The organism is Gordonia sp. NB41Y, assembly GCF_030718915.1.
In the GTDB taxonomy this organism is placed as follows: domain Bacteria; phylum Actinomycetota; class Actinomycetes; order Mycobacteriales; family Mycobacteriaceae; genus Gordonia; species Gordonia desulfuricans.
Genome location: NZ_CP132196.1, coordinates 3,888,090 through 3,912,982 on the forward strand (window position 1 = coordinate 3,888,090; position 24,893 = coordinate 3,912,982).

Below are 24,893 nucleotides of genomic sequence, written 5' to 3' on the forward strand. Positions count from 1 at the left end.
GAATCCACACCGAGCTGACCGAACGGTTCGGTATCGAGTACCCGATCTTCGGATTCACCCCCAGTCAGCACGTCGCGGCCGCGATCAGCCGTGCCGGGGGACTGGGCGTCCTCGGATGTGTGCGGTTCAACGACCCGGACGAGCTCGACGAGGTACTCGAGTGGATGCACGAGAACACCGACGGCAAGCCGTTCGGTGTCGACGTGGTGATGCCGGCCAAGATCCCCACCGAGGGAACGCAGGTCGATCTCGCCGCGATGATCCCGCCGGAACACAAGGCCTTCGTCGAGCGTGTTCTCGACGATCTCGGGGTGCCAGCGCTGCCCGACGGCGAGCGTGTGAACGCCGGAGTGCTGGGGTGGCTGCATTCGGTGGCACGCTCGCATGTCGACGTCGCCATGGCCCACGCCGACAAGTACGGACAGATCAAGCTGATCGCCAACGCGCTGGGATCGCCGCCCTCCGACGTGATCGCGACCTCGCACGAGCACGGTGTCGCGGTGGCCGCCCTCGCCGGTGCGAAAGACCATGCCCTGCACCACGTCGAGGCCGGTGTGGACATCGTCATCGCCCAGGGCTACGAGGGCGGTGGACACACCGGTGAGGTCACCTCCATGGTGCTGTGGCCCGAGCTGGTCGACGCCGTCGGCCACACCGCACCCGTCCTCGCCGCCGGCGGGGTGGGCAGCGGCAGGCAGATGGCAGCCGCGATCGCCCTCGGGGCCCAAGGGGTCTGGATGGGGACGTACTGGCTGACCGCTGCCGAATACCAGCTCGGGGTGCCCGAAGGGCATGAAGGACCGTCGACGGTGCAACAGGCACTGCTGGCCGCGTCGTCCCGGGACACGGTGCGACGTCGGATCTACTCCGGAAAGCCCGCGCGACTGCTCAAGACCCGGTGGACCGAAGCCTGGGACGCCGACGGTGCGCCCGAACCGTTGCCGATGCCGCTGCAGAACATCCTGGTGTCGGAGGCACATGCCCGGATCTCGGCCTCCGACGATCCGGGTGTCGTCGCCATGCCCGCCGGCCAGATCGTCGGACGCTGCAACGCGATCACCCCGGTTGCCGAGCTGATCGCCGACATGGTCAGTGAATACGAGGAGGCCACCGCACGGATGGGTAAGACGCTGGAGGCGTGACCGCGCCGGCCGGCTCGGAACGCGATCGCCTCGGTGGGGGTCGTCTCCCAGCGCACGCTGCGGAGATTTCGACTCGGGTCCTCGCGATGCTCGGTCCCGGCTCAATCATCATAGGATGCTGGGCTCAATCTGCCACTCGCCGTTGGTGGTTGAGCCGTTGAGGAGCGTAGCGACGAGGCGTGTCGAAACCTCAGACGGCCGGCGTCGTCGGCGTGACCACCTCGGTGGTGGTTGCCTCCCGACGTGGGCTGCGGAGATTTCGACTCGGGTCCTCGCGATGCTCGGTCCCGGCTCAATCATCCATGGGTTGTGCGTTTTTGGTGGTTGAGCCGGTGAGGAGCGTAGCGACGAGGCGTGTCGAAACCTCTGTCGGCCGGGGTTGTCGGCGTGACCACTTCGGTGGTGGTCACTTCCCGGCGTGGGTTGCGGGGATTTCGACTCGGGTCCTCGCTCCGCTCGGTCCCGGTTCAATCATCCATGGGTCGTGCGTTTTTGGTGGTTGAGCCGGTGAGGAGCGTAGCGACGAGGCGTGTCGAAACCTCTGTCGGCCGGGGTTGTCGGCGTGACCACTTCGGTGGTGGTCACTTCCCGGCGTGGGTTGCGGGGATTTCGACTCGGGTCCTCGCTCCGCTCGGTCCCGGTTCAATCATCCATGGGTCGTGCGTTATTGGTGGTCGAGCCGGTGAGGAGCGTAGCGACGAGGCGTGTCGAAACCTCTGTCGGCCGGGGTTGTCGGCGTGACCACTTCCGGGGGTGGTTGCCTCCCGACGTGGGCTGCGGAGATTTCGACTCGGGTCCTCGCTCCGCTCGGTCCCGGCTCAATCATCCATGGGTTGTGCGTTTTTGCTGGTTGAGCCGTTGAGGAGCGTAGCGACGAGGCGTGTCGAAACCTCAGACGGCCGGCGTCGTCGGCGTGACCACCTCGGTGGTGGTCACTTCCCGGCGCATGCTGCGGAGATTTCGACTCGGGTCCTCGCGATGCTCGGTCCCGGCTCAATCACCAATGCCTGGCGACGAGGCGTGTCGAAACCTCTGTCGGCCGGGGTTGTCGGCGTGACCACCTCGGTGGTGGTCGCTTCCCGGCGTGGGGTGCGGAGATTTCGACTCGGGTCCTCGCTCCGCTCGGTCCCGGCTCAATCATCGTAGGATGCTCGGCTCAATCTGCCACTCGCCGTTGGTGGTTGAGCCGACGAGCGCAGTCTGGGTTCAATCGCCAGGGGGCGCAGGCGGAGTGAACGTGTGTCCCGACCGCACCCAGGTCGGCGGCTGATCGGCTTGGCGGAGATGTCGTTTGACCGTCTTGAACGTCGCGGTCTCCGGTAGCGCGTCGACGATGCGCACCCGATGTGGCCACTGCTTGGGGCCCAGATCCGACTGGGACTCCAGGAATCGGGTCAACGACGACGGGTCGAGGGTCCCGTCGATCACCAGCGCCGCCTCGATCTCGTCCCCGATCTCCACCGGTACCCCGAAGACCGCTGCCTGACGTATCTTCGGATGACGCAGCAGGATTCGCTCGATCGGGCCGGTGCCGAGGTTCTCGCCGTCGACGCGCAGCCAGTCGCCCAGACGGCCGGCGAAATGAATGTAGCCGGCGTCGTCGACCCAACCGAGATCACCGGTGTGGTAGATACCGCCGCGCATCCGCTCGGCGGTGGCCACCGGATCGTTGTGGTAGCCGCTGAACAGTCCCGGACCCGCGGCATTGACGATCTCACCGATCTCTCCGGTGGGCACCGGAACCCCGGTCTCCGGGTCGACGATGGCCGTGGGTGTGCGCAGCGGCCCCAGCGCGTCCACCGGGGTGTCCGGGGTTCGGGTGATCGCGACACCGCCCTCGGTGGAACCGAATCCGTCGATCACCCGACAACCGAAGCGGCGGGCGAATCGTTCCCGATCGGCGGCCGGGGCCTCGTTGCCGTAGACGATCCGCAGCCTAGTGTCGGCGTCGTCGGGCTGCTCGTCGGTGGCCAGCACATAGTTGAGCGGTTTGCCGACGTAGTTGGCATATGTCACGCCGTACCGTTTGACATCGGCGACGAAGCCACGAGCGGAGAACCTGCGGCGCAACGCGATCGACGCCCCGCCGGCCAACGCCACCGACCACCCGGCGATCATCGCGTTGGAGTGGAACATCGGCATCGACAGGTAGACGACGTCGTCGGCACCGATCGAGAACCGCTCGGCCAGCATGGTTCCCGCCGCCGCGAAGGTGCGTTGGGTACAACGCACCGCCTTCGGATCGCCGGTGGTACCGGAGGTGAAGATCAGCATCAGGAGATCGTCGGCGTCGGGGGAGTGCTCGGGAGCGACCGCCGAACCCGCGGACCACTGTGCCGCGTCGGCCACGTCGACCACCGGCACCCCCACATCGACCCCGTCGAGAAGGCCCGCGGTATCGGAATCCACCAGCACCAGCTGGCATTCGGACCGCGCGATGTCGGCGGCGAGTGCCGCGCCCCGTCGGGTGGTGTTGAGCCCGACCACCACCAGGCCGCCCATCGACGCCGCCGCGACCAGGACACTGAACTCCACCACGTTGTCGAGCAACACCCCGACATGTGGTGGACGTGTGGGGTCCAGGCGATCACGCAGCGCCGCACCGCGCACCCGCGACAACCGGAGATGCTCGGCCCACGAGACGAATCCGTGCTCACCCATCACCCCGCGGTCGTCGACATCGGCGAGGGCGTCGAGCAGAGAACCGATCGTCGCATCGGACACCGCCGGTGTGGTCATCGGGACACCTCAGGCGGGAGTGGCGGCCAGTGCGGAACCGATGTGGGCCAATGTGACCGGCCCCGAACCCAGCGTGAACTCGTTCTGCTTGGCGCGGAGGAAGTATCGGTGCACCGGATGGGTGGTGTCGAGTCCGACGCCGCCATGCACGTGAACAGCGGTGTGCGCCACCCGATGGCCGGCCTCACACGCCCAGAACTTGGCGGTCTGGACAGCGACCCGCAGATCCGGGGCACCGCCGTCCTCGCCGTCGCCGAGCGCGAATCGCCAAGCGGCCTGGGTGGTGGTCAGCGACAACCCCTGCGCGTCGATGTAGCCGTCGGCAAGCCGTTGGGCCACCGCCTGAAACGATCCGATGGCCCGGCCGAACTGTTCGCGTTCGGCGGCATAGGCCGCGGTCAGCTCCAGTGCCCGCGTGACGGTCCCGCTCTGGTCGGCGCACACGGCCAGCGTCATCCGGTCGGCGAGTTCGGCCACGGTGGCGGCCCCGCCGGCGAGGATGTCGTCGGCACCGACCGCCGCGTCGTCGAACTCGACGATCGAGACCGGGGTCCGGCCGGTGGTCAGGGTGGGGACCACCGTGACCCCGGGGGTGCCGGCGGGGACGAACACGACATGGGCCCCGGCGTCGTCGACCGCGTTCACCAGGAATGCGCCGGCGACGTCGGCATATCCGACGTTGACCTTGGCCCCGGAGAGCCGCACGCCGTGGTCGGTGTGGACCAGCCGTGCCTGCGGGATCAGCGGATCGGTGCCCAGGTCCTCCTCGAGTGCCACGGTCAGCACCAGCGTCCCCGATGCCGCGGCCGCCGGGAGCGAGGCACGCAACGCCGGTGAACCGTGTGCGGCGATCACCGGTGCCGCCGCCACGGCATGGGCCCCGAACGGAACCCGGGCGAGCCGACGGCCCAATTGCTCGGCGACGGTGACCGATTCGACCATGCCCAGGCCCAGCCCGTCGGAGGTCTCCGGGATCTCCACGCCGAGTAGCCCGGCCGCGGCCAGTTCACGCCACAGGGCGTCGTCGACCGGGGCGTCGGCGGCCTCGAGTTGCTCGGTGCGCTCGTCGGTGCAGATCTTCTCGGCGATGTCGCGGGTCAGGTCCCGCAGCGCTACGGCCTCGTCGGAAAGCGTGAAATCCATGATGACTCTTTCGGATTCGAGATGATGTCGGGATCAGCGGCGCTGGTGGGGCTGGCCGAGGGCGAGCATCGCGATGATGTCGCGTTGCACCTCGTTGGTGCCGCCACCGAAGGTGAGGATCAGTGAAGTCCGCTGGAACCGCTCGAGACGGCCGCGCAGGTGCGCACGATCGCTGCCGGCCCGGATGGTGGCGGCCGGGCCGACCACCTCCATCAGCAGACGGTAGGCCTCCGTGGCGAACTCGGTGCCGAACACCTTGGTCGCCGAGGCATCGGCCGGATTGGGCGCCCCGCCCGAGGCCGCCGCCGAGGCGATCTTCCAGTTGATCAGCTTGAGGAACTCCACCTCGGCGTGCACGCGTGCCAGGTTGTGGCGGACCCAGTCGGTGTCGATCAGCGCGCTGCCGTCACCGGTCTTGGTCTGCTGGGCGAAGGCCACGGTCTCCCGCAGTGCGGTCTGGATCGGCGCGGCGCTGCACAGCGCCACCCGCTCGTTGTTGAGCTGGTTGGTGACCAGCGACCAGCCGCGACCCTCGGGTCCGACGAGCGCGGTTGTGGGCACCCGGACATCGGTGTAGTAGGTGGCGCTGGTGTCGACCCCGGCCATCGTGTGCACCGGGGTGTAGGCGAAGCCCGCGCTGGAGGTCGGCACGATCAGCACCGAGATGCCGTGGTGCTTCTTGACCCCGGCGGCCTTGCCTTCTGCGGTGAGTGCGGCCGGGTCGGTGCGGCACGCCAGCCAGATGTAGTCGGCGTAGGGCACCAGGCTGGTCCACATCTTCTGCCCGTTGATCACGTACTCGTCGCCGTCGCGGATCGCGGTGGTGCGCAGCGCGGCGAGGTCGGTACCGGCCCCCGGCTCGGAGTATCCGATCGAGAAATGCAGCTCCCCGGCGGCGATCTTCGGCAGGAAGAACGCCTTCTGCTCGTCGGTGCCGTACGCCATGATGGTCGGCGCCACCGAGTTGATGGTCAGGAACGGCACCGGCGCCCCGGCGATCGCGGCCTCGTCGGTGAAGATCAGCTGATCCATCATCGAGCGGTTCTGGCCGCCGAACTCCTCCGGCCAGCCCAGCGCCAGCCAGCCGTCGGCACCCATCTGGCGGACGACGTCGCGGTAGGCGTCTCCCTCGCCGAGTTCACCGTCGCCGCCGGAGAGGGCGGCGCGGCGTTCGTCGGTCATCAGACCCGCGAAGTAGCTGCGCAGTTCGGTCTGGAGGGCGGACTGTCGATCGGTGTAAGCGATTCGCATCGTGGGCTCCGTGATCGTCGCCGAGAGGTATGTCGGATCGGCGGGCCGGGGCGCGTCCCGTTCCGGCTGGGATCCGCGCCGATACTCGCCAATATCTGAAACACGTTCTAACCTGTTTGACGTAGCCCGTCAACCAGCGGGGGGAATGAGAGGGAGTGGCTGCCATGCGAATCAAGGCTGATTTCGACCTGTGCGAGTCCAACGCGATCTGCGTCGGGATGGCGCCGGACGTCTTCGATCTCGACGACGACGATTACCTGGTGATTCTTCAGGAAGAAGTTCCTGCCGACCGGGTCGAGGAGCTGCGCCAGGTGGTCGCCAGCTGCCCGAAGTCGGCGTTGTCGCTCGAGGAGTGAGTTTCTGACGAATCGGCCACGGCTTGACGCCGCAACCGGCTAACGTGTTAGAACAAGTTCTAGTTTTTCGTTCAGGCCGGTTCTCGGATAGGGGTTTGCAGTGGCTGGATCGTTGGAGGGGCGCGTCGCGGTGGTCACCGGGGCGGGTGCGGGACTCGGCCGGGCGGAGGCGCTCGGCCTGGCCGCCGACGGGGCGGCGGTCATCGTCAACGACCTCGCGTCCGCACTCGAGCACAGTGACGTCGTCGACACCATCCGGGCGGCCGGTGGGACCGCCGTACCGGTGGCCGGCGACATCTCCGACGCCGCCACCGCCACCGAGATCGTGCGCACCGCGACCGACGACCTCGGCGGCCTGCACATCGTGATGAACAACGCCGGGATCACCCGCGACAAGATGTTGTTCAACCTCACCGACGACGACTGGGACCTGGTCATCCGGGTTCACCTGCGGGGCCACTTCCTGCTCACCCGCAACGCCGCCGCGTACTGGCGGGCGGAGTCCAAGGCGGCCGGCGCGCCGGTCTATGGCCGGATCATCAACACCTCGTCGGAGGCGGGTCTGCTGGGCCCCGAGGGGCAGGCCAACTACGGTGCCGCGAAGGCCGGTATCACGGCGCTGACGCTGTCGGCATCGCGGGTCCTCGGTCGATATGGGGTGCGCGCCAACGCGATCTGTCCGCGCGCCCGGACCGGGATGACCGCGGGCGTGTTCGGCGAGGCCCCGACCGACGGCATCGACCCGCTGTCCCCGGAGCACGTCGTGCGACTCGTGACCTATCTGGCCGGTCCGGATTCGGAATCGGTCAGCGGGCAGGTGTTCGTCGTGTACGGTCCCCGAGTCATGGTGATGCGTGCACCGACAGTCGACGAGGTCTTCACCGCGGACGGCGATGCGTGGGATTCGGGGGACCTCGCAAAGGTCCTGAGCAGTCATTTCGCCGACCGTGATCCGAGGCGGACCTTCTCCGCGAGCGACCTGATCGGTTGAGTCACAGACCGAGCCGGGGGGAGTGGGTCAACTGACCTACTATGGTGCGGTCGAGTGTTTACGTTGCGCATGACATCCGAGGGATGAGGAGTGCTGTGCTGAACAGGCTGGCGGGGCCCCTCGACGGGGTGGGCGATTTCGTCGCGCTCGGCGTCGATTCGGCTCGAGAGCTCTTCCGGCGACCATTTCAGTGGCGCGAGACTGTCGAACAGTCCTGGGCGATCGCCCGGGTGTCGATGGTGCCGACCCTGCTGGTCGCCATTCCGTTCACGGTCCTGGTGAGTTTCACGTTGAACATCCTGTTGCGTGAGATCGGCGCCCAGGATCTGTCCGGGGCCGGTGCCGCACTGGGCACGATCACCCAGATCGGGCCCATCGTCACCGTGCTCATCGTCGCCGGTGCGGGTGCCACCGCGATCTGCGCCGACCTCGGCGCCCGAACCATCCGTGAGGAGATCGACGCGATGAAGGTGCTCGGTATCAATCCGATCCACCGGCTCGTCGTGCCGCGCATCATCGCCTCCACCGGGGTGGCGCTGCTGCTCAACAGCCTGGTCTGCACCATCGGCATCGGCGGCGGCTTCGTCTTCTCGGTCTACCTGCAGGACGTCAACCCGGGCGCCTTCATCGCCAACCTGACGCTGCTCACCGGCTTCGGCGAACTGATGATCTCGATGGTCAAGGCAGCCCTGTTCGGACTGTTCGCCGGCATGGTCGGCTGCTACCAGGGCCTCAACGTCAAAGGCGGCGCCAAGGGCGTCGGCGACGCGGTCAACGAGACGGTGGTCTACTCCTTCATGGCACTGTTCGTGGTCAACGTCGTGGTGACCGCGGTCGGTCTGAAGGCGACGGCGGGCTGACATGGTACTTCCGTTCACCACCCGCCTGCGTACGGCACGGGTCGCGGTCAAGCGTGCCGGCGAGGACTGGAACCAGATCGGCGACCAGGCACTGTTCTACTGGGACAGCATCGTCGCCATCCCCCGCGCCCTGCGTCTCTACAAGAAGGAGACGCTGCGCCTGATCGCCGAGATCTCCATGGGCACCGGCGCACTCGCCATGATCGGCGGCACCGTCGTCGTGGTCGGCTTCCTGACCCTGTTCACCGGCGGCACCATCGCCGTGCAGGGCTACAGTTCGCTGGCCAACATCGGCGTCGAGGCGCTGACCGGCTTCTTCTCCGCCTTCATCAACGTGCGCATCGCGGTGCCGGTGATCTCCGGTATCGCCCTGGCCGCCACCATCGGCGCCGGTGCGACGGCACAGCTGGGTGCCATGCGGGTCAGCGAGGAGATCGACGCCCTCGAGACCATGGCCATCTCGTCCATCCCGTACCTCGTGAGCACCCGGATCGTGGCCGGCATGATCGCGATCATCCCGCTGTACTCGCTGGCCTCGCTCGCATCCTTCCTGGCGAGCCGGTTCGCGACGGTCGTCCTCTACGGCCAGTCACCGGGCGTCTACGACCACTACTTCGACACCTTCCTGATCCCGTCGGACATCCTGTGGTCGTTCGTGCAGGCCATCTGCATGGCCATCGCGGTGATGCTGATCCACACCTACTACGGCTACAACGCCACCGGTGGTCCCGTCGGCGTGGGCGTCGCGGTCGGCAACGCCGTGCGCGCCTCGCTGGTCGTGGTCGTGGTGATCACCCTGCTCACCTCCCTCGCCATCTACGGCGCCGACGGCAAATTCAACCTGGCGGGCTGAGCGATGAGCAGACGACAAGAACGCAGTGTCGGGGTCCGACGACTCGCCGCGGTCATCATGGTGGGTGTGCTCGTCGCCCTGGTCGTGGGCGCATCCGCGCAGTTCCTCGGGTGGTTCGCCTCCACCGAGCGGGTCACCCTGCAGGCCCCGCGCGCCGGCCTGGTGATGAGTCCCGACGCCAAGGTGCGTCTACGTGGTGTCCAGGTGGGCAAGGTCGCCTCGATCACCGAGAACGGTGAGCAGGCCGTCCTCGAACTCGACATCGACTCCGGTCAGATGTCGCAGATCCCCGGCAACGTGACCGCCCAGATCAAGTCCAACACCGTGTTCGGCGCGAAGTCGGTGTACTTCGAGGTGCCCGACAACAAACCGTCCGGCACCCTGCAGCCGGGACAGGTGATCGGCGCCGACCACGTCGTCGTCGAACTCAACACCGTCTACCAGCAACTCGTGTCGGTTCTCGCGACGCTGCAGCCGGAGAAGCTCAACGCCACCGTCGGCGCGCTCACCACCGCCCTCGACGGCCGCGGCGAACAGCTCGGCCGGTCGCTGGAGGACCTGCACGAACTGCTCGGCAAGACCAACCCGCATCTGCCCGAGCTCAACGAGCTGATCCGGCAGACCGCGGCCACCACCGACGTCTACGGCGACGTGGTGGACGACCTGATGCGGACAGTCGACAACGCGGTCTACACCGGCAACACGCTGCGGGCCAACGCCTCGAACTTCGCGTCCCTGCTGCTGAACGTGACCTCGATGGCCGACACCATCGACAACGATGTGGTCGCGCCGTCGAAGAAGGACCTGATGGCCACGCTCACCCAGTTCGACCCGGTGTCGCAGCTGCTCGGCTATCAGGCCCCGGGCATCGCCTGCTTCCTGCGCACCTCCGCGGTGGCCTCCGACATCGCCAAGCCCTACATGGGCGGGCGCAACGGGACGCTGCTGCTGTACGCGGGTCTGCTGCCCGGCAAGGAGCCCTACACCTATCCGCAGAGCCTGCCGCGGGTCAACGCCGACGGTCCGCCGACGTGTGCGGGCGGTCTGAGCGATCCGACCACCACTGCGCACTCGGACTTCTACGTCACCGACAACGCACCGACGCCCTATCAGCCGCGCACGACACCGAAATTCGATCGGACGAAGCTGTTCCAACTCCTGTTCGGGGAGCCGAAACTTGGATAACCGCGCACGCGCCTTCCGCGCGACAGTGATCAAACTCGGTGCCTTCGCCGTCGTGATGGTCCTGGTGTTCATCGGCCTGGTGGTGGTGTTCAGCAACTATCGCGGCGGTGGCTCCGACGGCTACAAGGCGATCTTCACCAGTGCCTCCCAGATCAAGTCGGGCAGCAAGGTCAAGATCGCCGGCGTCGAGGTGGGCACCGTCAAGAACGTCTCGCTCACCCGCGACAACCAGGCACTCGTCGGCTTCAGCGTCGACGACAAGTACACCTTGCCGAGTTCGGTGCGGGCCCTGATCCGCTACCAGAACCTCACCGGTGACCGCTACCTCGAACTGACCCAGGGCGCCGCCGATCCCGGCGAGACGCTGTCGGCGGGCGACACCATCCCGGAGACGCAGACCGAGCCCGCCCTCGACCTCGACAAGCTGCTCGGCGGGTTCAAGCCGCTGTTCCGCACGCTGAACCCGAACGAGGTCAACGAGTTGTCGGCGTCGCTGGTGGAGGTGTTCCAGGGCCAGGGCGGTGCGCTGAACAAACTGCTCGCCGACACGTCGTCGTTCACCAACGCGCTCGCCGACCGCGACCAGCTGATCGGTTCGGTGATCGACAACCTCAACGACCTGCTCGGCACCCTCGACGGCGACCGCAAGGGCCTCGACACCAGCCTCGACCAGATGCAGCTGCTGATCAGCGGGCTGTCGGCGCAACGCGGCACCATCGGCAACGCGATCAGCGAGACCGCCGAGACCACAGAGGGTCTGGCCGATCTGCTGGCCGACACCCGCCCGGCCCTCAAGTCGACGCTGACCAGTATCGGGGTGGCCTCGGACAACGTGGTGCAGGCAGAACCGTTCCTGCGGTCCCTGTTGCCGCGACTGCCCAACGACTACAAGATGTTGTCGAACCTGGGCAGCTACGGGGCATGGCTGCAGATCTACTTCTGTCGAATCCGGTTGTTGCTCAGCGGACCCGACGGCAAGCAGTACTTCTTCACATCCAACGATGTGATGGGTGACAAGACCAAGGCCGGGGGGAGGTGCAGTTACCCGTCATGAGCGGACCTTTCGGAAATCTGTTCCGCAGTCATCGATCTGAATCGGATTCGGCCGATGTCGAGCGTGAGAACAAGCGGGGCGGCCGCACCCGCACCCAGATCGGTGTGATCGGCATCGTGGTGACGTCGATGGTGGTGCTGGTGGCATTGCAGATGGACAAGCTGCCCTACCTCTCGCCGATCAGCACCTACACCGCCTACTTCGACGACGCCGGCGGCCTGGTCACCGGTGACATCGTGACCGTCGCCGGCATCAATGTCGGTACGGTGGAGAAGATCTCGCTGGCCAAGACCGACGACGGCACCAAGGCCGCGGTGGCCTTCCGGCTCGCCGACAGCGTCGTCATGGGCACCGAGACGCAGGCGGCGATCAAGACCGAGACCGTGCTCGGCCGACGCAATGTCACCATCATCCCGCACGGTGCCGGCCGAATCGAGCCCGGCGGGGAGATCCCAAACCGCAACACCGTTGCGCCGTACTCGCTGACCGACGCCCTCGACGACGCCACCGATACGCTCGCGAAAACCGATACGACACAACTCAACCGGGCCCTGGGCGTGATGTCGGAGACCTTCTCCCAGACCCCGGATCAGGTGCAGGGTGCCGTCGACGGTGTGGCACGGCTGTCCAAGGCGATCGCCGACCGCGACAATGCGCTGCGCGAGCTGCTGGCCAAGGCCAACTCGGTGAGCTCGATCATCGGTGACCGCAACGAACAGATCAATCGCCTGCTGATCGACGCGAACTCGTTGCTGGGGGAGTTGCAGTTCCGGCGTGCGGCGATCGCGCAGCTGATCCAGGGCACCCGCGACGTGGCCGCCCAGATCAGCGGCTTCATCGACGACAACAACGCCCAGCTGACCCCGGTCCTGACCAAGTTCAACCAGGTACTCGACATCCTCAACGACAACGAGCAGAACCTGAAGGACACCGTCGACCGGTTGGGGCCGTACGCGAATGCGCTCGGCGAGGCCGTCGCCAACGGTCCGAACTTCGACTCGCTGGTCGGCGTCAGCACCTTCGGTGACTACACCGCCACGTTCATGAAGATCCTGCAGCAGAAGTACCCGGAGGTCGCAAAGGCATGGGGATACAGCGGATTCCCGCTGCTGCCGCAAGCATGGGGGCCCGAACCGACGCCGCGCACCACGCGGCCGGCGGTACCGTCGCCGACCATCCCGACGCCGGAACCGGCGCCGTCGACCAGGTCGGGAGGCTGAGATGAGTTCTCGCACCCTGGGAATCGGCAAACGCACCTGGCTGGTCGCCGCGGTGGTGGTGCTGCTGGCGCTGGTCGCCGTCGCCGCCTACGTCGGCTACAACCGTGCGACCACCAAACACATCACCGCGTACTTCCCGACCACCACCGGGCTCTACAACGGGGACCCGGTGAAGGTGCTCGGTGTCGACGTCGGACACGTGACGTCGGTGACCCCTCGGGAAGGCGACGTGAAGGTCACCCTCGAGGTGCAGCGCGACCTGCAGATCCCCGCCGACGCCAAGGCCGTCGTCGTCGCCCAGTCGCTGGTGTCGGGCCGGTTCATCCAGCTCACCCCGGTGTACTCGACCGGTCCCGAACTCGCCGACGGCGCCGACATCCCGATGGAACGCACCGCGGTGCCGATGGAGTGGGACCAGGTCAAAGAGCAGCTGGAGCGGATCACCGAGGCGGTCGGCCCGAACGGAACCGACAAGGGCACCGCGGCCGAGGCCATCGACGTCGGCGCCCGCAACCTCGACGGCAACGGTGAGGCGATCCACCAGTCGATCACCGAGATGTCCGACGTGCTGGCCACCCTGTCCTCGGGCCGCGACGACCTGTTCGCCACGATCCGCAACCTGCAGAAGCTGACCGACGCACTGTCGACCAGCCACGAACAGCTGGTGCAGTTCAACGGCCGCATCGCCTCGGTGTCGGATGTGCTCGCCGACAACACCGAGGCACTCGACGGCGCCCTGCACAACCTCGACTCGGCGATGGGCGACGTGCAGGACTTCATCGACAAGAACCAGGCCGCACTGACCGCGTCGGTGTCGAAGCTGGCGCAGACCACGGGCATCCTGGCCGAGAAGAACGAGCAGATGCGCGGGCTGCTGCACTCGGCGCCCAACCAGCTCGCCAACTTCTACAACATCTACAACCCGCTGACCGGATCGCTGTCGGGGGTGTTCGGTCTCGGCATGGGCAACAACCTGATCACCCTGCTGTGCGGCACGATGGAGGCCAACAACCGTCCCGGCCAGAGCGAGGCCGACGTGAACTTCTGCGTCGACACCCTCGCACCGCTGCTGTCGCAGATGTCGGTGGCCTACCCGCCGTTCATGATCAACCCGGTCACCGGCGTCAACGCCACCCCGGACCAGGTGACCTACCAGAACGCGAGCGTCAAGGCCCGCGCCCAGGCCGGGATCCGGGCGCAGGATGCCGCCACCCGCAAGGCCAACGGCGGTGGGCCACTGGCCGACCTGCTGGTCCCGTGGGGCGGTGAGGGCTGATGCGACGCACACGCCTGGGGCGTACACGTCTGACGGTGGCCGTCGCCACCGTCGCCGTCGCGGCCATGGCCACCGGTTGCGGATTCGACGGGATCAACAGTCTGCCGGTGCCGGGTGCCGAGGGCACCGGCTCGGGGGCGTACAAGATCAGCGCGGTCATCCCGAATGCCGCAGGCCTGGTGAACAATGCGCCGGTGATGATCGACGACGCGACGGTCGGCAGTGTGGGCTCGATCGACGTCGACAACTGGAACGCCAAGCTCGACCTGCGACTCAACTCCGGGGTGCAGGTGCCGGCCGGTTCACACGTGATGGTCGGTATGACCAGCGTGCTCGGTTCGACGCATCTCGCGATCGTGCCGCCGGAGCACCCGACGGGCGCATACATGCAGCCCGGCGATCAGATCCCGTTGCCGAAATGTCCGGAGAGCCCCAACCTTCCGCAGCCCGGCGGGGAGCGGATCCCCGACGTCACCTCCGCACAGCAGGTGCCCGGCTGCAGCTATCCGACCACCGAGCAGGTGCTGAGCTCGTTGTCGGTGGTGCTCAACGGCGGTGGACTGTCGCAGTTCGGTGACATCGTGCACGAGGTCAACGCGATCTTCGACGGCCGCGACAAGGCCATCAAAGCCCTGATCCCGCAGCTCAATGTGCTCGTCGCCGACCTGAACGGGCAGCGCAACAACATCATTCGTGCGATGGAGGGTCTCGACCGGCTGACCGCCGGGATCAATGCACAGACCCCCACCGTGCAGAAGGCGTTGCAGGACGGGCCGGAGATCCTGAAGTTGCTCAACGAACAGCGTCAGCAGTTCGTGGCCGCCCTGGACTCGGTGGGCAAGTTGTCGGCGAACACCAACGACATCCTCGAGCAGAACGGGCAGGACATCCGGACCATCGTGGACAACATGTCCAAGGCGTTCCAGGGTCTGGCCGACGCAGGTCCGGCGCTGCCGGGTTCGCTGCGCATCCTGCTGACCTTCCCGTTCCTGGAGGAGATGATCCCGACGATCGTGCGCGGCGACTACGTCAACTCCGACCTGGTGCTCGACCTCACGGTGCCGACCCTGCAGAAGACCATCCTGCGGTCGGTGGGTGTGGTGGGTCCCGAGGGCGTCTCCGGGACGCCGGCGGGCTCGGCGGGACGCGGACTCAATCCGTTCACCTCACCACTGGTCCCGAGCGGCGAAGGGGGTAACTGATGAAGATCACCCGGTTCGTCCGGATGCAGCTGACGATCTTCGCGATCATCACCGTCATCGCCATGATCGCCATGGCCGTCTACTACGTGCGGGTCCCGGCGATGTTCGGGATCGGCCGCTATCACGTGACCCTCGAACTGCCCAGCACCGGCGGCATCTACGAGAACGCCAACGTCAGCTTCCGCGGCGTCAACGTCGGCAAGGTGCAATCGGTGCGCCTGACCGACGGCGGCGTGCAGGCCGACCTGTCGATCCGCAGCAGCGCGAAGATCCCGGCCAACTCCCAGGCGGCGATCCGCAGTGTGTCGGCGGTCGGTGAGCAGTACGTCGAGTTCACCCCGCCGCCCGGCGACACCGGCACCGAGATGCTCGCGAACGGTTCGGTGGTGCCCACCACCGATGTGCCGGTGGAGATCTCGGCCGTGCTCGATCAGGCGACGGCACTGCTCGACGAGGTCGGCGACACCCAGTTGCGGTCGCTGATCGACGAGGCGTTCACCGCGTTCAACGGCACCGCCGAGGATCTGCGACGACTCGTCGACTCGATGATCCTGTTCGTCGGTGACGCCAACAAGAACGCCGATGTCACCGTGCAACTGGTCGAGCAGGCCGGACCGCTGATGGCCACGCAGTCCACCACCGCCGGCCAGATCCGGGCGTGGACCGCCGACGCGGTCAAGGTGACCGATCAGTTGCGGGCCAACAATCCGGAGATCACCGACCTGCTGCAGAAGGGTCCGTCGACCGCGGCGTCGGCGCAGCATCTGTTCGAGCAGATGGACCAGTCGTTCCCGCTGCTGATGAGCAACCTCAACGTGGTGTCCAAGACCACCGCGGTGTACCTGCCGAACCTGCAGCAGGTGCTGGTGATCTACCCGCGCCTGATCGATGCGCTGCTCACCTCGCTCAACGCGGGTAGCCCGGAGTACGGCCCCAGCGTGATGTTCTCCCTCGGACTGCAGGATCCCGCGCCCTGCACCGTCGGCTACCTGCCGAAGTCGGAGTGGCGTTTCCCGTCGGCGCAGACCGCCCGGGAGCTCCCGCCCGGCATGCTGTGCCGGGTGCCGCAGAACTCGCAGATCGCGGTGCGCGGCGCCCGTAACTTCCCGTGTGTGGAATACCCCGGCCGCCGGGCGCCGACGCCGGAGGAATGCGCGGAGGGCTACACGCCGATCAGCAACCGTGTGGTGCCGTTCCCTGAGGGCATCCCCGGAGTGCTGCCGGCACCGGCCGGATATGTGACGCCCGGGACGCCGTCGAACCACGAGTCCGGACCCGCCGTGTACGCCACCACGTACGATCCGGTGTCGGGGGACTTCATCGGTCCCGATGGCAAGACGTACAACGCCGGGACCGGCGAGCAGGACCAAGGACGAGACTCTTCATGGCAGAACCTGATCACACAGGCGGTGAGCGCCAAGTGACGGTGCCGGTACGGTCGGCACCGCTGCGGCGTCGCCGCAAGGACACCAACCGACCGTCCACCGATGACACGCCGGCCGCCGACAAGGTCGCCGACACCGGGACGACCGGCGGCGAGGTCACCGAGGACACCACCGTCGACGACACGGTTGCCGGCGAGACGGTTGCCGAGGACGCGGTTGCCGAGCACACGGTGGCCGGCGAGACGGTCGCCGACACGGGGGCGGAGGAGACCGCCGCCGATGTGGCCGCGATCGAGGTACCGCCGGGCGAACGATCCCCGGTCGCGCTGACCGAGTCCGACGACGATGTGGCCGCCGGCGACGCCGACACCGTCGAGGCCAACCTGTCCTATCGGCAGCGTCGCCAGCGCCGGCAGGCCACGACCGGGGAATCCGGTCCGGGCGGGGTCACCAGATCGTCTGCGCTGAAACGACGTTCGGACCGGCCGATCGGCTGGCTGGTCGCGGGACTGCTGTCGGTGGTGGTGATCATCGCGCTGCTCGTCACCGCGGCGGTGTTCGCGATCGGGTTGAACCGGATCGATCATCGCAACGACCTGCGTGCGGAGTACTCGCAGTTCGCCCAGCAGATGACGGTGTCGATGACCAGTCTCAACCCCAAGAACGTCGACGCCGCGCTGAAGACCATGCAGGACAAGACAAGTGGCACCGCGCAGCAACGGTTGTCGCAGTCGATGTCGCAGGTGGTCTCGCTGGTGCGGGAACAGAATCTCGAGGTCGCATCGACGGTCCTGTCCGACGCGGTCACCAAGGCGACCGACTCCGACGGGTCGGTGATCGTGGTCTACGGCTGGCAGATGAAGCCGGAGGACCCGAAAGAGGAGACCATCGTGCAGACCTTCCGCTGGCGGATCGACATCACCCGGATCAACGGGGAGCTCAAGATGACCAACTTCGAGTGGGTGACCTAGTGCGGATCACCACCTCGCGCATCGTCGGTGCGATCCTGGCCGTGCTGCTCGTCGCATCGGCGGCAGTCGCCGGTTTCCTGGGCTACCAGTACTTCGACGCCCGCGCCGTCGAGAACTCCCGAGACGAGTCCCTGGCCGCCGCGAAATCGTATGCGACGACGATGTTCGGCTATGACCCGGGCAATGTCGCCGAGCATGTGTCGCGCTCCCAGTCGGTGGTCACCGGATCGGCGAAGTCCCAGTACGACAAGCTGATCCAGACCCCGATCGAGGGGCAGCAGATCACCTTTGTCGAGGGCGTCAAGAAGCAGCAGGTGGTGTCACGGGCGGTGATCCAGGACGCCGGGGTGGTGACCAACACCCGTGACACCTCCACCGTGCTGCTGTTCATGAACCAGTCGGTGAGCCGCAACGGCAAGGATCTCGTGCGCGTCGACCCGAGCCGGCTGACCTTCACCATGGCAAAGCAGGACGGGCGGTGGATGATCGAGAACATCGACATCATCACCGACGACTCGTTCCGCAGCCGCATCTCCCAGGTGTCCACCCCGCCGTCGAACGCCGTGCCGCTCCCCGGCCCGAGTTCGGCGCCGGCGTCGGCGGTGCCGTCCCAGCGGCCGGCGGGGTAGCCTCCGTCGCAACGGCTTTCGTGGTCGGCCCGGTTCGGTCATCGACTCGGTCCATGGGATGGCGGCGAATGCGCCGGGTCCACATCCCGAGATGGCCGGGCCCGCAACCGGTCCGAACGCACTCGACCAACGAGAAGGGCCCGCCGGCCGGCGGGAGCCCTTCTCGTACTGCGTGTCTCAGCTGATCAGGGCTGGTAGCCCAGCGGCAGCATCGTCGACTTGTGCTCGACGAAGGCCTCCAGACCCTCGGGGCCGCACTCGCGTCCGATGCCGGAGTTCTTGTAGCCGCCGAACGGGGAGCCCGGGTCGATGGCGTAGAAGTTGATCCCGAAGGTCCCGGTGCGGATCTTCCCGGAGATCTCGATCCCGCGCTCCACATCGGAGGTCCACACCGACCCGGCCAGGCCGTAGTCGGAGTCGTTGGCGATCGAGATGGCCTCGTCGACGTCGTCGTAGGCGATCACCGACAGCACCGGACCGAAGATCTCCTCCTGGGCGATGGTCATGTCGTTGGTGACGCCGGTGAAGATGGTCGGGGTCAGGAAGTGTCCTCCGTCGAGCCCTTCGGGGCGGCCACCCGCGAGCGCCATGGTGGCGCCGGCCTTCACCCCGGCCTCCAGATAGCCCTCGATGCGCTGGAGCTGTCGTTCGCTGATCACCGGGCCGAGCTGCACCTCGGGGTCGGTGGGCAGACCCACCTTCATCGCCTTGGCGGCGTCCACCATCGCCGCGACGATCTCGTCATGTCGGCTGCGCGGCACCAGGACCCGTGTCTGTGCGACGCAGGCCTGGCCGGTGTTGAACAGGCCCAGGAACACCAGCATCCCGACATTGGCGGCGAGGTCGACGTCGTCGAGCACGATGGCCGCGGACTTGCCGCCGAGCTCCAGCGAGCACCGCTTGAGCGACTGCGCGCACACCGCGCCGATGGCCTTGCCCGCCGCGGTGGAACCGGTGAAGGTGATCTTGTCGACGTCGGGATGGGCGACGAGGGCCTCGCCGGTCTCGGTGTCACCGGGCACCACCGAGATGACGCCCTCGGGAACGCCTGCCTCGGTGAAGATCTGGGCGATCAGGTTCGCGGTCAACGGGGTCTCCGGCGCGGGCTTGAGCACCACCGAGCAGCCGGCCGCGAGCGCGCCGCCGAGCTTGTTGCACACCAGGAACAGCGGCACGTTCCATGCGGTGATCGCACCGACCACACCGACCGGATCGCGGGTGACCTTGGTGGTGCCGAACAGGCCGGTCCGGAACTCCTCCCACGGGTAGGCGCGGGCGGCGGCGGCATAGCCGCGGAGCACGCCGGTGCCGGGGAGCTTCTGCAGCATGTCCACGGCCGACGGCGGGGCGCCCATCTCCGACGACACCAGCGCACTGATCTCCTCGGCGCGGGCATCGATCAGGTCGGCGACACGGTCGAGGACATCGGCGCGATCGGCCGGCGGGGTGTCGGCCCACACCCCAGACTCGAAGGATGCGCGGGCGGTGCGGACCGCGGTGTCGACGTCGGTGGCGTCGGCGCTCGGGACCGAGCCGACGCGCTCACCGGTGGCGGGGGAGAACACCTCGAGGGTGTCGCCGGAATGCGGGTCCACCCACGTTCCACCGATGTACAGCTGGGTGTGATCGACGCCGGCCCCGACCCCGCGCTCGACGATCTCGGTCATGAATGCGCTCCTCGATTGTGTGATCCCCCCGCGCTGCGCGGGAAATGTGAACTACTCCACAATCGATACTAGAACACGTTCTAACTTGGTGGCGACGGCTCCGCGGCGATACCTCTGGGTCAGATGACCCGGTGTCAGGCCCCGAATCGGATGCGGGCGATCAGGGTTACCACCGCGTCGTCGAGCACTCGGGCGCGGGTGGCCGGATCGTCGGCCTCGAGCAGCGTCTGCCGGTCCGCCGAGCCGATCGGCAGCCGCGCCGCCCAGCCGTACACCCCGACCGCGGCGAGGTCGTCGGCGTCGAAGCGGGGGACGTCGTCGTCGATGGGGACCCCACGGGCGGTGAACGTCTCCTCGACGAGTTCGCGGATGCGTGCGCCGACGTCGAGCAGGCCGGGGACCGGTGTGGGGTCGTCGGCGGGTTCGGACAGGCGCCGGATGCGGGCCCGCGGGTACGGGTCGTCGGGCAGCCACTCCTCGACGACGAAGCGCCACCGCCCGACGCAGGTGAGCGTCGACTGGCCCGTCCCGGGATCGGTGACGAGCTGGTCGATGGTCGCGAAGGTGCCGATGTCGTAGCGTTCCTCGCCGCCGCCGACCTCGTGACCGCGGGCGATCAGCACCACCCCGAACCCGGACTGCTGGTCCTCACCAGCGTTGTCGGTGACATCGGACAGCATCTGGCGGTAGCGCGGTTCGAAGATGCGCAGGGGTAGTTGCTCCCCGGGCAGCAGTGCGCTGCCCAGGGGGAACATCGCGATCGACACCGACGGTGCGGCGTCGTGCCCCGGTTCGGTCAGGGCTTCGGCTTGGCGTCGAGGACGACCTCGAACTCGAGCAGATCGGCTCCGCTGGCGACCGGCTTCTGCCGTTCACCGGCGTGCGCCTCGCGGGCCGGGCCCGATGCCCATGCCTGGAAGTCCTCCTCGGTCTCCCACTGGGTGACGACGAAGTAGCGGTCGTCTCCCTTGACCGGGCGCAGCAACTGGAATCCGAGGAATCCCTTGGAACCGTCGACCGACCCCGCGCGGTGGGCGAAACGCTTCTCGAGTTCCGCGCCGGCGCCCTCGGGCACGTGGATTGCATTGATCTTCACAACTGCCATGCGTCCCACCCTAGTCCGGGTCGTCGGCAGCCGAGTTCGATCTGCCCGGCCCGGCGTGTGCGCAGGTAACGTCGTCGACTGTGGGGAATCCTGTGACGAGACCGGTGGCCGATCGGGGGCTGCTCGACCACGGCGGACTCGGGCCCGACGATGCGGGGAGCCTCGGGCCGATCGTGCTGGTGCACGGGCTGATGGGACGTGGCCGAACGTGGCGGCGGCAGGTGCCGTGGCTGCGGCGATACGGCCGTGTGTTCACCTTCGACGCCGCTTTCCACACCGGCGCCAGAGCGGAGGGACCGGAGGGCCCCGACGACCTCGCCACCGAACGATTCGTCGCCGACCTCGCCGAGATCCTCACGTGGATCGACCTCGGCCCCGCGGTACTGATCGGGCACTCGATGGGTGGGCTGCACGCCTGGTGCACCGCGGCGCAGTACCCGGAGATGGTGTCGGCGATCGTCGTCGAGGACATGGCTCCCGACTTCCGTGGCCGCACCACCGCCACCTGGACGCCGTGGTTCGCGTCGTGGCCGGAACGTTTCGCCACCGAGGCCGATGCCGTCTCGATGTTCGGTTCGGTCGCCGGACGCTATTTCTACGAGGCCTTCGACGACGGCCGGCTGCACGGCGAACTGTCGACGTGGGCGGAGGTCGCCGAGGAGTGGGGCCGCCGCGACTTCTGGACCCAGTGGCGCAAGGTGGGCGTCCCGACGCTGCTGGTGGAGGCCGAGCACGGGGTCACCCCGCCCGGGCAGATGCGAAAGATGGCCTCGATCAACGACACTGCGATCCACTTGCGAGTGCCCGGTGCGGGGCATCTGGTTCACGACGACGCCCCGGATCTGTATCGCGGTGCGGTGGAGGCATTCCTGTCCGGGCTGCCGCCGAGCCCTCACTGACGCGCCACGACGACAAACCCCCCGTACCCGACGACAAACCCCGTACCCGACGACAAACCCTCCACACTTCTTCGGATGCACCGCCTTTGGGGGTGATGCGTCTGTCGAGGTGTGGAGGGTTTGTCTCAGATGGGGGTTACTGCGGGGCCGGGGCGACGTAGCCGCCGGACATGCGCCGGTAGCAGTGCGCGTAGAACAGCTGCCCGATCGGCCAGGTGACGATGAGCCCGACGTAGCACAGGAGGGTGCCGACGTAGGACAGGGCATTGGCGACGACGAGGGTCAGCAGCGAATTCGACACCGACGTCTTCGCGAGATTGGCCGATTCGCCGAGCGCGGCCGTCGGCGAACTGCTCTTGTCGATCACGAAGAACACCGCGAACTGCAGGAAGAACAGCGCGACGAGGCCGGGGATGATGCACAGGATCAGGCCGATGCCGACGATCAGGCCGACCAGCAGGCCGGCGAGGAACACCTGACCGATGCGCTGCGGCTTGAGGAAGGTGGCCACGGTGACCGGTTCGCCGTTGGCGACGCGCAGGGCGCCGGTGGTCATCGACACCTGCAGGTAGATCAGCACGATCGCCATGACGATGTAGATCAGGATGCCGATGATGAAGCCGCCGACGCTGAACGAGGAGACCTCGTAGCTGTAGCTGTATCCGTTGCCGTAGTCGGCGGTCTGCGTGGTGGTCGTGCTCGACAGCGCGGCGACGACGAAGTAGAGCGCCGTGGCGACGGCCGCAACGACCAGCACCAGGAGTCCGGGCACGATCATCGGTCCCGGGTTGGCCTTGAACTGGGCCCACGCCCAGCTCAGCGCCTCACCGATGTTGACGTTCTGCGGTGCACCGGGAGCCCCACCATAGGGCGCGCCGGCCGCAGGCACACCGTATCCGGGGGTGGCCCCGTAACCGGGAGTGCTGCCGTAACCCGGGTTGCTGCCGTAGCCGGCAGTGCTGCCGTAGGGCGGCGGGGTGGCTCCGGGCGGGGTGGTTCCGGGCGGAGGAGTGCCGTAGGACGGGGGCTGCTGGTCGCCGGGGGTGCCGTACGTGGGCGGAGTGCCGTAGGACGGGGGCTGTTCGCCACCTGTGGGGGTGCCGTAAGGCGGTGGGGTCTGCGGCGGCTGGTACTGGCCGCCGGCGGGGGGTTGCCCGTATTGCGGTTGCCCGTACTGGGTCTGGCCGTACGGATCGGCACCGCCGGCACCCGGCTGCTGGGACGGGTCGTCGTCGGGGCCCTTGGAGAAGTTGGGATTCTGATTAGGGGGCTCGCTCATGGCGGTCAAGGTAGCAAGCCGAACATACTCCGGAGAAGACCGTGTAGAGCGTCCGCCGTACGTGGCGCGCGAACGGCCCGCCGATCGGGTAGGCGGTCAGGCCCCCGATTCCCCGGCGAGACAGAACCTGCCGTCCGCGGTGACCTCCACCAGGCCGTCGGTCAGCAGCGAGTCGAGCGCGCGTGAGCGCTGTGGCGGATCGGTGGTCCACACCTCGTCGAGCAGGGTCTTCTCGACGGGGATCTCGCTGCCGCGCAACACATCCAGGAGCAGCCCCCGAACCTGGCGGTCGGTCCCCGCGAACTTCTGCGCGGCCCGGCGCGGCCCGGTGTGTGCCGGTCGGCCGCGTGCCACCCAGGCGCACTCGGGGACCGGGCATCGATCGCAGTCGGGGTTGCGCGCAGTACAGACGAGCGCGCCGAGTTCCATCAGCGCCGCGGAGAATCGTGGCGTGTCGCGGGCGTACGCACCCCGGCGTGTCCGCGGCAGGATCGCGTCGGTCTCGGCCAGATCACGCTTGCTGGGGTTGCCGGGCTCGGCCCGACCGTGCACCGCACGGGCGATCACCCGGCGCACATTGGTGTCGACCACCGGGACCGCCTGGCCATAGGCGAAACATGCGACGGCGCGTGCGGTGTAATCACCCACCCCGGGCAGCGTCAGCATGGTCGCGACGTCCTCGGGGACCCGGTCGTCGTGCTCGGTGGCCAGGACTCGCGCACACTCGTGCAGCCGCAGCGCACGGCGCGGATAGCCCAGCTTTCCCCAGGCCCGCAGCACGTCGGCCTGGCTCGACGCGGCCATCGCCGACGGGGTCGGCCAGCGCTGCACCCACTCCTGCCACGGACCGACGACCCGGGCCACCGGAGTCTGCTGCAACATGATCTCGCTGATCAGGATGTGCCACCCGCTCAACCCCGGCTCTCGCCAGGGCAGATCCCGTTCATGGACGTCGAACCAACCGACGATTGCGGAGAATGGCAAAATGGATGGCATGGCGAATATGACCCCGAAGCGTGCGTGGCAGGTTCTCGTGGAAGGCAACAAGCGTTTCGTCGCCGGTGAAGCGAAACATCCCAGCCAGGGTATCGAGGATCGGAACCGGCTCGTCGGGGGGCAGAATCCCCACGTCGTGCTGTTCGGATGCGGTGACTCCCGCCTCGCTGCGGAGATCATCTTCGATCAGGGTCTCGGCGACATGTTCGTCGTCCGGACCGCCGGCCACGTCCTCGACTCCGCGGTGCTCGGCTCGCTCGAGTACGCCGCCGAGGTTCTCGAGGTCCCGCTGATCGCGATCCTCGGCCATGACAGCTGTGGCGCGGTCAAGGCGACCCTCGAGGCCCTCGACGACCTGCAGATCCCCGGCGGATACATCCGTGACGTGGTCGAACGCGTCACCCCGAGCATCCTGGCCGGCCGTAGTGAGGGACTGACCCGGGTCGACGAGTTCGAGGCCCGCCACGTCGTCGAGACCGGCCAGCTGATCATGCAGCGCAGCCGGATCATCGCCGACCGTGTGCTCGACGGGAAGCTCGCGATCGTCGGCCTCACCTACCGGCTCAGCGAGGGCGCGGTGCAGTTGCAGGGCGTCTACGGCGACATCGGCAGCACCACCCTGCCGCCGCGCGCGGCGGCCACCGAGGCGCTCCCGGCCGGGCAGTCCGACGCCGAGTCGGCCTGACCGGG

The 24,893-nt window shown here is 67.6% G+C and carries 23 protein-coding genes; 15 read left to right on the forward strand and 8 right to left on the reverse strand.

Going from position 1 to position 24,893, the window contains the following annotated elements; all coding sequences use genetic code 11:
* The first annotated feature begins 2 nt into the window (after positions 1-2).
* On the forward strand, positions 3-1,142 hold the full coding sequence (locus tag Q9K23_RS16795; protein ID WP_053776218.1) for a nitronate monooxygenase family protein: 1,140 nt from the start codon (positions 3-5) through the stop codon (positions 1,140-1,142).
* Between the two features lie 1,206 nt (positions 1,143-2,348).
* On the opposite strand, the gene Q9K23_RS16800 is transcribed toward Q9K23_RS16795, so the two are convergent.
* From Q9K23_RS16800 to Q9K23_RS16810, 3 genes are read right to left on the reverse strand one after another with little or no spacing between them, the layout of a single operon-like run.
* Positions 2,349-3,881: an AMP-binding protein gene (locus Q9K23_RS16800; RefSeq protein ID WP_020791607.1), complete on the reverse strand. Its 1,533-nt coding sequence runs from the start codon at positions 3,879-3,881 to the stop codon at positions 2,349-2,351.
* Between the two features lie 9 nt (positions 3,882-3,890).
* The gene (locus Q9K23_RS16805; protein WP_053776186.1) at positions 3,891-5,024 is read right to left on the reverse strand and encodes an acyl-CoA dehydrogenase family protein; all 1,134 of its coding nucleotides are present in this window, start codon (positions 5,022-5,024) and stop codon (positions 3,891-3,893) included.
* A gap of 33 nt (positions 5,025-5,057) precedes the next feature.
* Positions 5,058-6,275 carry an acyl-CoA dehydrogenase family protein gene (locus Q9K23_RS16810; RefSeq protein ID WP_020793711.1) on the reverse strand — a complete coding sequence of 406 codons (1,218 nt, stop codon included), beginning with the start codon at positions 6,273-6,275 and terminating at the stop codon, positions 5,058-5,060.
* A 164-nt stretch (positions 6,276-6,439) separates the two neighbouring features.
* On the opposite strand from Q9K23_RS16810, the gene Q9K23_RS16815 reads away from it, so the two are divergent.
* The 12 genes from Q9K23_RS16815 (at position 6,440) to Q9K23_RS16870 (ending at position 18,257) form a co-directional block, all read left to right on the forward strand.
* The gene (locus Q9K23_RS16815; RefSeq protein WP_020793710.1) at positions 6,440-6,631 is read left to right on the forward strand and encodes a ferredoxin; all 192 of its coding nucleotides are present in this window, start codon (positions 6,440-6,442) and stop codon (positions 6,629-6,631) included.
* Positions 6,632-6,731: 100 nt separating this feature from the next.
* Positions 6,732-7,622: a 3-oxoacyl-ACP reductase gene (locus Q9K23_RS16820; RefSeq protein WP_053776187.1), complete on the forward strand. Its 891-nt coding sequence runs from the start codon at positions 6,732-6,734 to the stop codon at positions 7,620-7,622.
* Between the two features lie 95 nt (positions 7,623-7,717).
* Positions 7,718-8,482 (forward strand): ABC transporter permease, encoded by a 765-nt coding sequence (locus Q9K23_RS16825; protein WP_053776188.1) that lies wholly within the window; start codon positions 7,718-7,720, stop codon positions 8,480-8,482.
* Position 8,483: 1 nt separating this feature from the next.
* On the forward strand, positions 8,484-9,335 hold the full coding sequence (locus Q9K23_RS16830; RefSeq protein WP_020790503.1) for an ABC transporter permease: 852 nt from the start codon (positions 8,484-8,486) through the stop codon (positions 9,333-9,335).
* 3 nt (positions 9,336-9,338) lie between these two features.
* On the forward strand, positions 9,339-10,520 hold the full coding sequence (locus tag Q9K23_RS16835; RefSeq protein ID WP_020790509.1) for an MCE family protein: 1,182 nt from the start codon (positions 9,339-9,341) through the stop codon (positions 10,518-10,520).
* Positions 10,513-11,574 carry an MCE family protein gene (locus tag Q9K23_RS16840; protein ID WP_053776189.1) on the forward strand — a complete coding sequence of 354 codons (1,062 nt, stop codon included), beginning with the start codon at positions 10,513-10,515 and terminating at the stop codon, positions 11,572-11,574. Before Q9K23_RS16835 ends, Q9K23_RS16840 begins: the two co-directional genes overlap by 8 nt.
* Positions 11,571-12,794 carry an MCE family protein gene (locus Q9K23_RS16845; protein WP_053776190.1) on the forward strand — a complete coding sequence of 408 codons (1,224 nt, stop codon included), beginning with the start codon at positions 11,571-11,573 and terminating at the stop codon, positions 12,792-12,794. Before Q9K23_RS16840 ends, Q9K23_RS16845 begins: the two co-directional genes overlap by 4 nt.
* A 1-nt stretch (position 12,795) precedes the next feature.
* Complete coding sequence (locus Q9K23_RS16850; protein WP_020790506.1) at positions 12,796-14,070, forward strand: MCE family protein; 1,275 nt, start codon at positions 12,796-12,798, stop codon at positions 14,068-14,070.
* Positions 14,070-15,272, forward strand: coding sequence for an MlaD family protein (locus Q9K23_RS16855; RefSeq protein WP_053776191.1), 1,203 nt, complete (start codon positions 14,070-14,072; stop codon positions 15,270-15,272). The genes Q9K23_RS16850 and Q9K23_RS16855 overlap by 1 nt, the downstream gene beginning before the upstream one ends.
* The gene (locus Q9K23_RS16860; RefSeq protein WP_305950209.1) at positions 15,272-16,696 is read left to right on the forward strand and encodes an MlaD family protein; all 1,425 of its coding nucleotides are present in this window, start codon (positions 15,272-15,274) and stop codon (positions 16,694-16,696) included. Before Q9K23_RS16855 ends, Q9K23_RS16860 begins: the two co-directional genes overlap by 1 nt.
* Positions 16,693-17,628, forward strand: coding sequence for a hypothetical protein (locus Q9K23_RS16865; RefSeq protein ID WP_187343502.1), 936 nt, complete (start codon positions 16,693-16,695; stop codon positions 17,626-17,628). The genes Q9K23_RS16860 and Q9K23_RS16865 overlap by 4 nt, the downstream gene beginning before the upstream one ends.
* Positions 17,616-18,257, forward strand: coding sequence for a hypothetical protein (locus Q9K23_RS16870; RefSeq protein WP_053776192.1), 642 nt, complete (start codon positions 17,616-17,618; stop codon positions 18,255-18,257). Before Q9K23_RS16865 ends, Q9K23_RS16870 begins: the two co-directional genes overlap by 13 nt.
* Positions 18,258-18,442: 185 nt before the next feature.
* Here Q9K23_RS16870 and Q9K23_RS16875 read toward each other — a convergent pair whose 3' ends face one another.
* The 3 genes from Q9K23_RS16875 to Q9K23_RS16885 form a co-directional block, all read right to left on the reverse strand.
* Positions 18,443-19,924, reverse strand: a complete 1,482-nt coding sequence (locus tag Q9K23_RS16875) for an aldehyde dehydrogenase (protein WP_053776193.1) — start codon at positions 19,922-19,924, stop codon at positions 18,443-18,445.
* Between the two features lie 134 nt (positions 19,925-20,058).
* A complete protein-coding gene (locus Q9K23_RS16880; protein WP_053776220.1) occupies positions 20,059-20,679 on the reverse strand; it encodes an LON peptidase substrate-binding domain-containing protein in 621 nt (206 codons plus the stop codon).
* A 41-nt stretch (positions 20,680-20,720) separates the two neighbouring features.
* Positions 20,721-21,029 (reverse strand): antibiotic biosynthesis monooxygenase, encoded by a 309-nt coding sequence (locus tag Q9K23_RS16885; protein ID WP_053776194.1) that lies wholly within the window; start codon positions 21,027-21,029, stop codon positions 20,721-20,723.
* A gap of 104 nt (positions 21,030-21,133) precedes the next feature.
* Between Q9K23_RS16885 and Q9K23_RS16890 the strand changes: the two genes are divergently transcribed.
* Entirely contained in the window at positions 21,134-21,928 is a 795-nt protein-coding gene (locus Q9K23_RS16890; RefSeq protein WP_082365679.1) for an alpha/beta hydrolase, read from the forward strand.
* Between the two features lie 136 nt (positions 21,929-22,064).
* Here Q9K23_RS16890 and Q9K23_RS16895 read toward each other — a convergent pair whose 3' ends face one another.
* Positions 22,065-23,207: a hypothetical protein gene (locus Q9K23_RS16895; protein ID WP_053776195.1), complete on the reverse strand. Its 1,143-nt coding sequence runs from the start codon at positions 23,205-23,207 to the stop codon at positions 22,065-22,067.
* A 96-nt stretch (positions 23,208-23,303) separates the two neighbouring features.
* Positions 23,304-24,203 carry an A/G-specific adenine glycosylase gene (locus tag Q9K23_RS16900; protein ID WP_053776196.1) on the reverse strand — a complete coding sequence of 300 codons (900 nt, stop codon included), beginning with the start codon at positions 24,201-24,203 and terminating at the stop codon, positions 23,304-23,306.
* Here Q9K23_RS16900 and Q9K23_RS16905 point away from each other — a divergent pair.
* Positions 24,202-24,888 carry a carbonic anhydrase gene (locus tag Q9K23_RS16905; protein WP_053776197.1) on the forward strand — a complete coding sequence of 229 codons (687 nt, stop codon included), beginning with the start codon at positions 24,202-24,204 and terminating at the stop codon, positions 24,886-24,888. The genes Q9K23_RS16900 and Q9K23_RS16905 overlap by 2 nt on opposite strands.
* Positions 24,889-24,893: the final 5 nt, after the last annotated feature.

What these genes read in the sequence shown, in the direction of transcription:
- Q9K23_RS16855 (WP_053776191.1), top strand. Translation starts at nt 14,070, where the DNA reads ATGCGACGCACACGCCTGGGGCGTACACGTCTGACGGTGGCCGTCGCC.
- Q9K23_RS16830 (WP_020790503.1), top strand. Translation starts at nt 8,484, where the DNA reads ATGGTACTTCCGTTCACCACCCGCCTGCGTACGGCACGGGTCGCGGTC.
- Q9K23_RS16805 (WP_053776186.1), bottom strand. Translation starts at nt 5,024, where the DNA reads ATGGATTTCACGCTTTCCGACGAGGCCGTAGCGCTGCGGGACCTGACC.
- Q9K23_RS16885 (WP_053776194.1), bottom strand. Translation starts at nt 21,029, where the DNA reads ATGGCAGTTGTGAAGATCAATGCAATCCACGTGCCCGAGGGCGCCGGC.
- Q9K23_RS16845 (WP_053776190.1), top strand. Translation starts at nt 11,571, where the DNA reads ATGAGCGGACCTTTCGGAAATCTGTTCCGCAGTCATCGATCTGAATCG.
- Q9K23_RS16875 (WP_053776193.1), bottom strand. Translation starts at nt 19,924, where the DNA reads ATGACCGAGATCGTCGAGCGCGGGGTCGGGGCCGGCGTCGATCACACC.
- Q9K23_RS16860 (WP_305950209.1), top strand. Translation starts at nt 15,272, where the DNA reads ATGAAGATCACCCGGTTCGTCCGGATGCAGCTGACGATCTTCGCGATC.
- Q9K23_RS16905 (WP_053776197.1), top strand. Translation starts at nt 24,202, where the DNA reads ATGGCGAATATGACCCCGAAGCGTGCGTGGCAGGTTCTCGTGGAAGGC.
- Q9K23_RS16800 (WP_020791607.1), bottom strand. Translation starts at nt 3,881, where the DNA reads ATGACCACACCGGCGGTGTCCGATGCGACGATCGGTTCTCTGCTCGAC.
- Q9K23_RS16895 (WP_053776195.1), bottom strand. Translation starts at nt 23,207, where the DNA reads ATGAGCGAGCCCCCTAATCAGAATCCCAACTTCTCCAAGGGCCCCGAC.
- Q9K23_RS16900 (WP_053776196.1), bottom strand. Translation starts at nt 24,203, where the DNA reads ATGCCATCCATTTTGCCATTCTCCGCAATCGTCGGTTGGTTCGACGTC.
- Q9K23_RS16835 (WP_020790509.1), top strand. Translation starts at nt 9,339, where the DNA reads ATGAGCAGACGACAAGAACGCAGTGTCGGGGTCCGACGACTCGCCGCG.
- Q9K23_RS16850 (WP_020790506.1), top strand. Translation starts at nt 12,796, where the DNA reads ATGAGTTCTCGCACCCTGGGAATCGGCAAACGCACCTGGCTGGTCGCC.
- Q9K23_RS16880 (WP_053776220.1), bottom strand. Translation starts at nt 20,679, where the DNA reads ATGTTCCCCCTGGGCAGCGCACTGCTGCCCGGGGAGCAACTACCCCTG.
- Q9K23_RS16810 (WP_020793711.1), bottom strand. Translation starts at nt 6,275, where the DNA reads ATGCGAATCGCTTACACCGATCGACAGTCCGCCCTCCAGACCGAACTG.
- Q9K23_RS16815 (WP_020793710.1), top strand. Translation starts at nt 6,440, where the DNA reads ATGCGAATCAAGGCTGATTTCGACCTGTGCGAGTCCAACGCGATCTGC.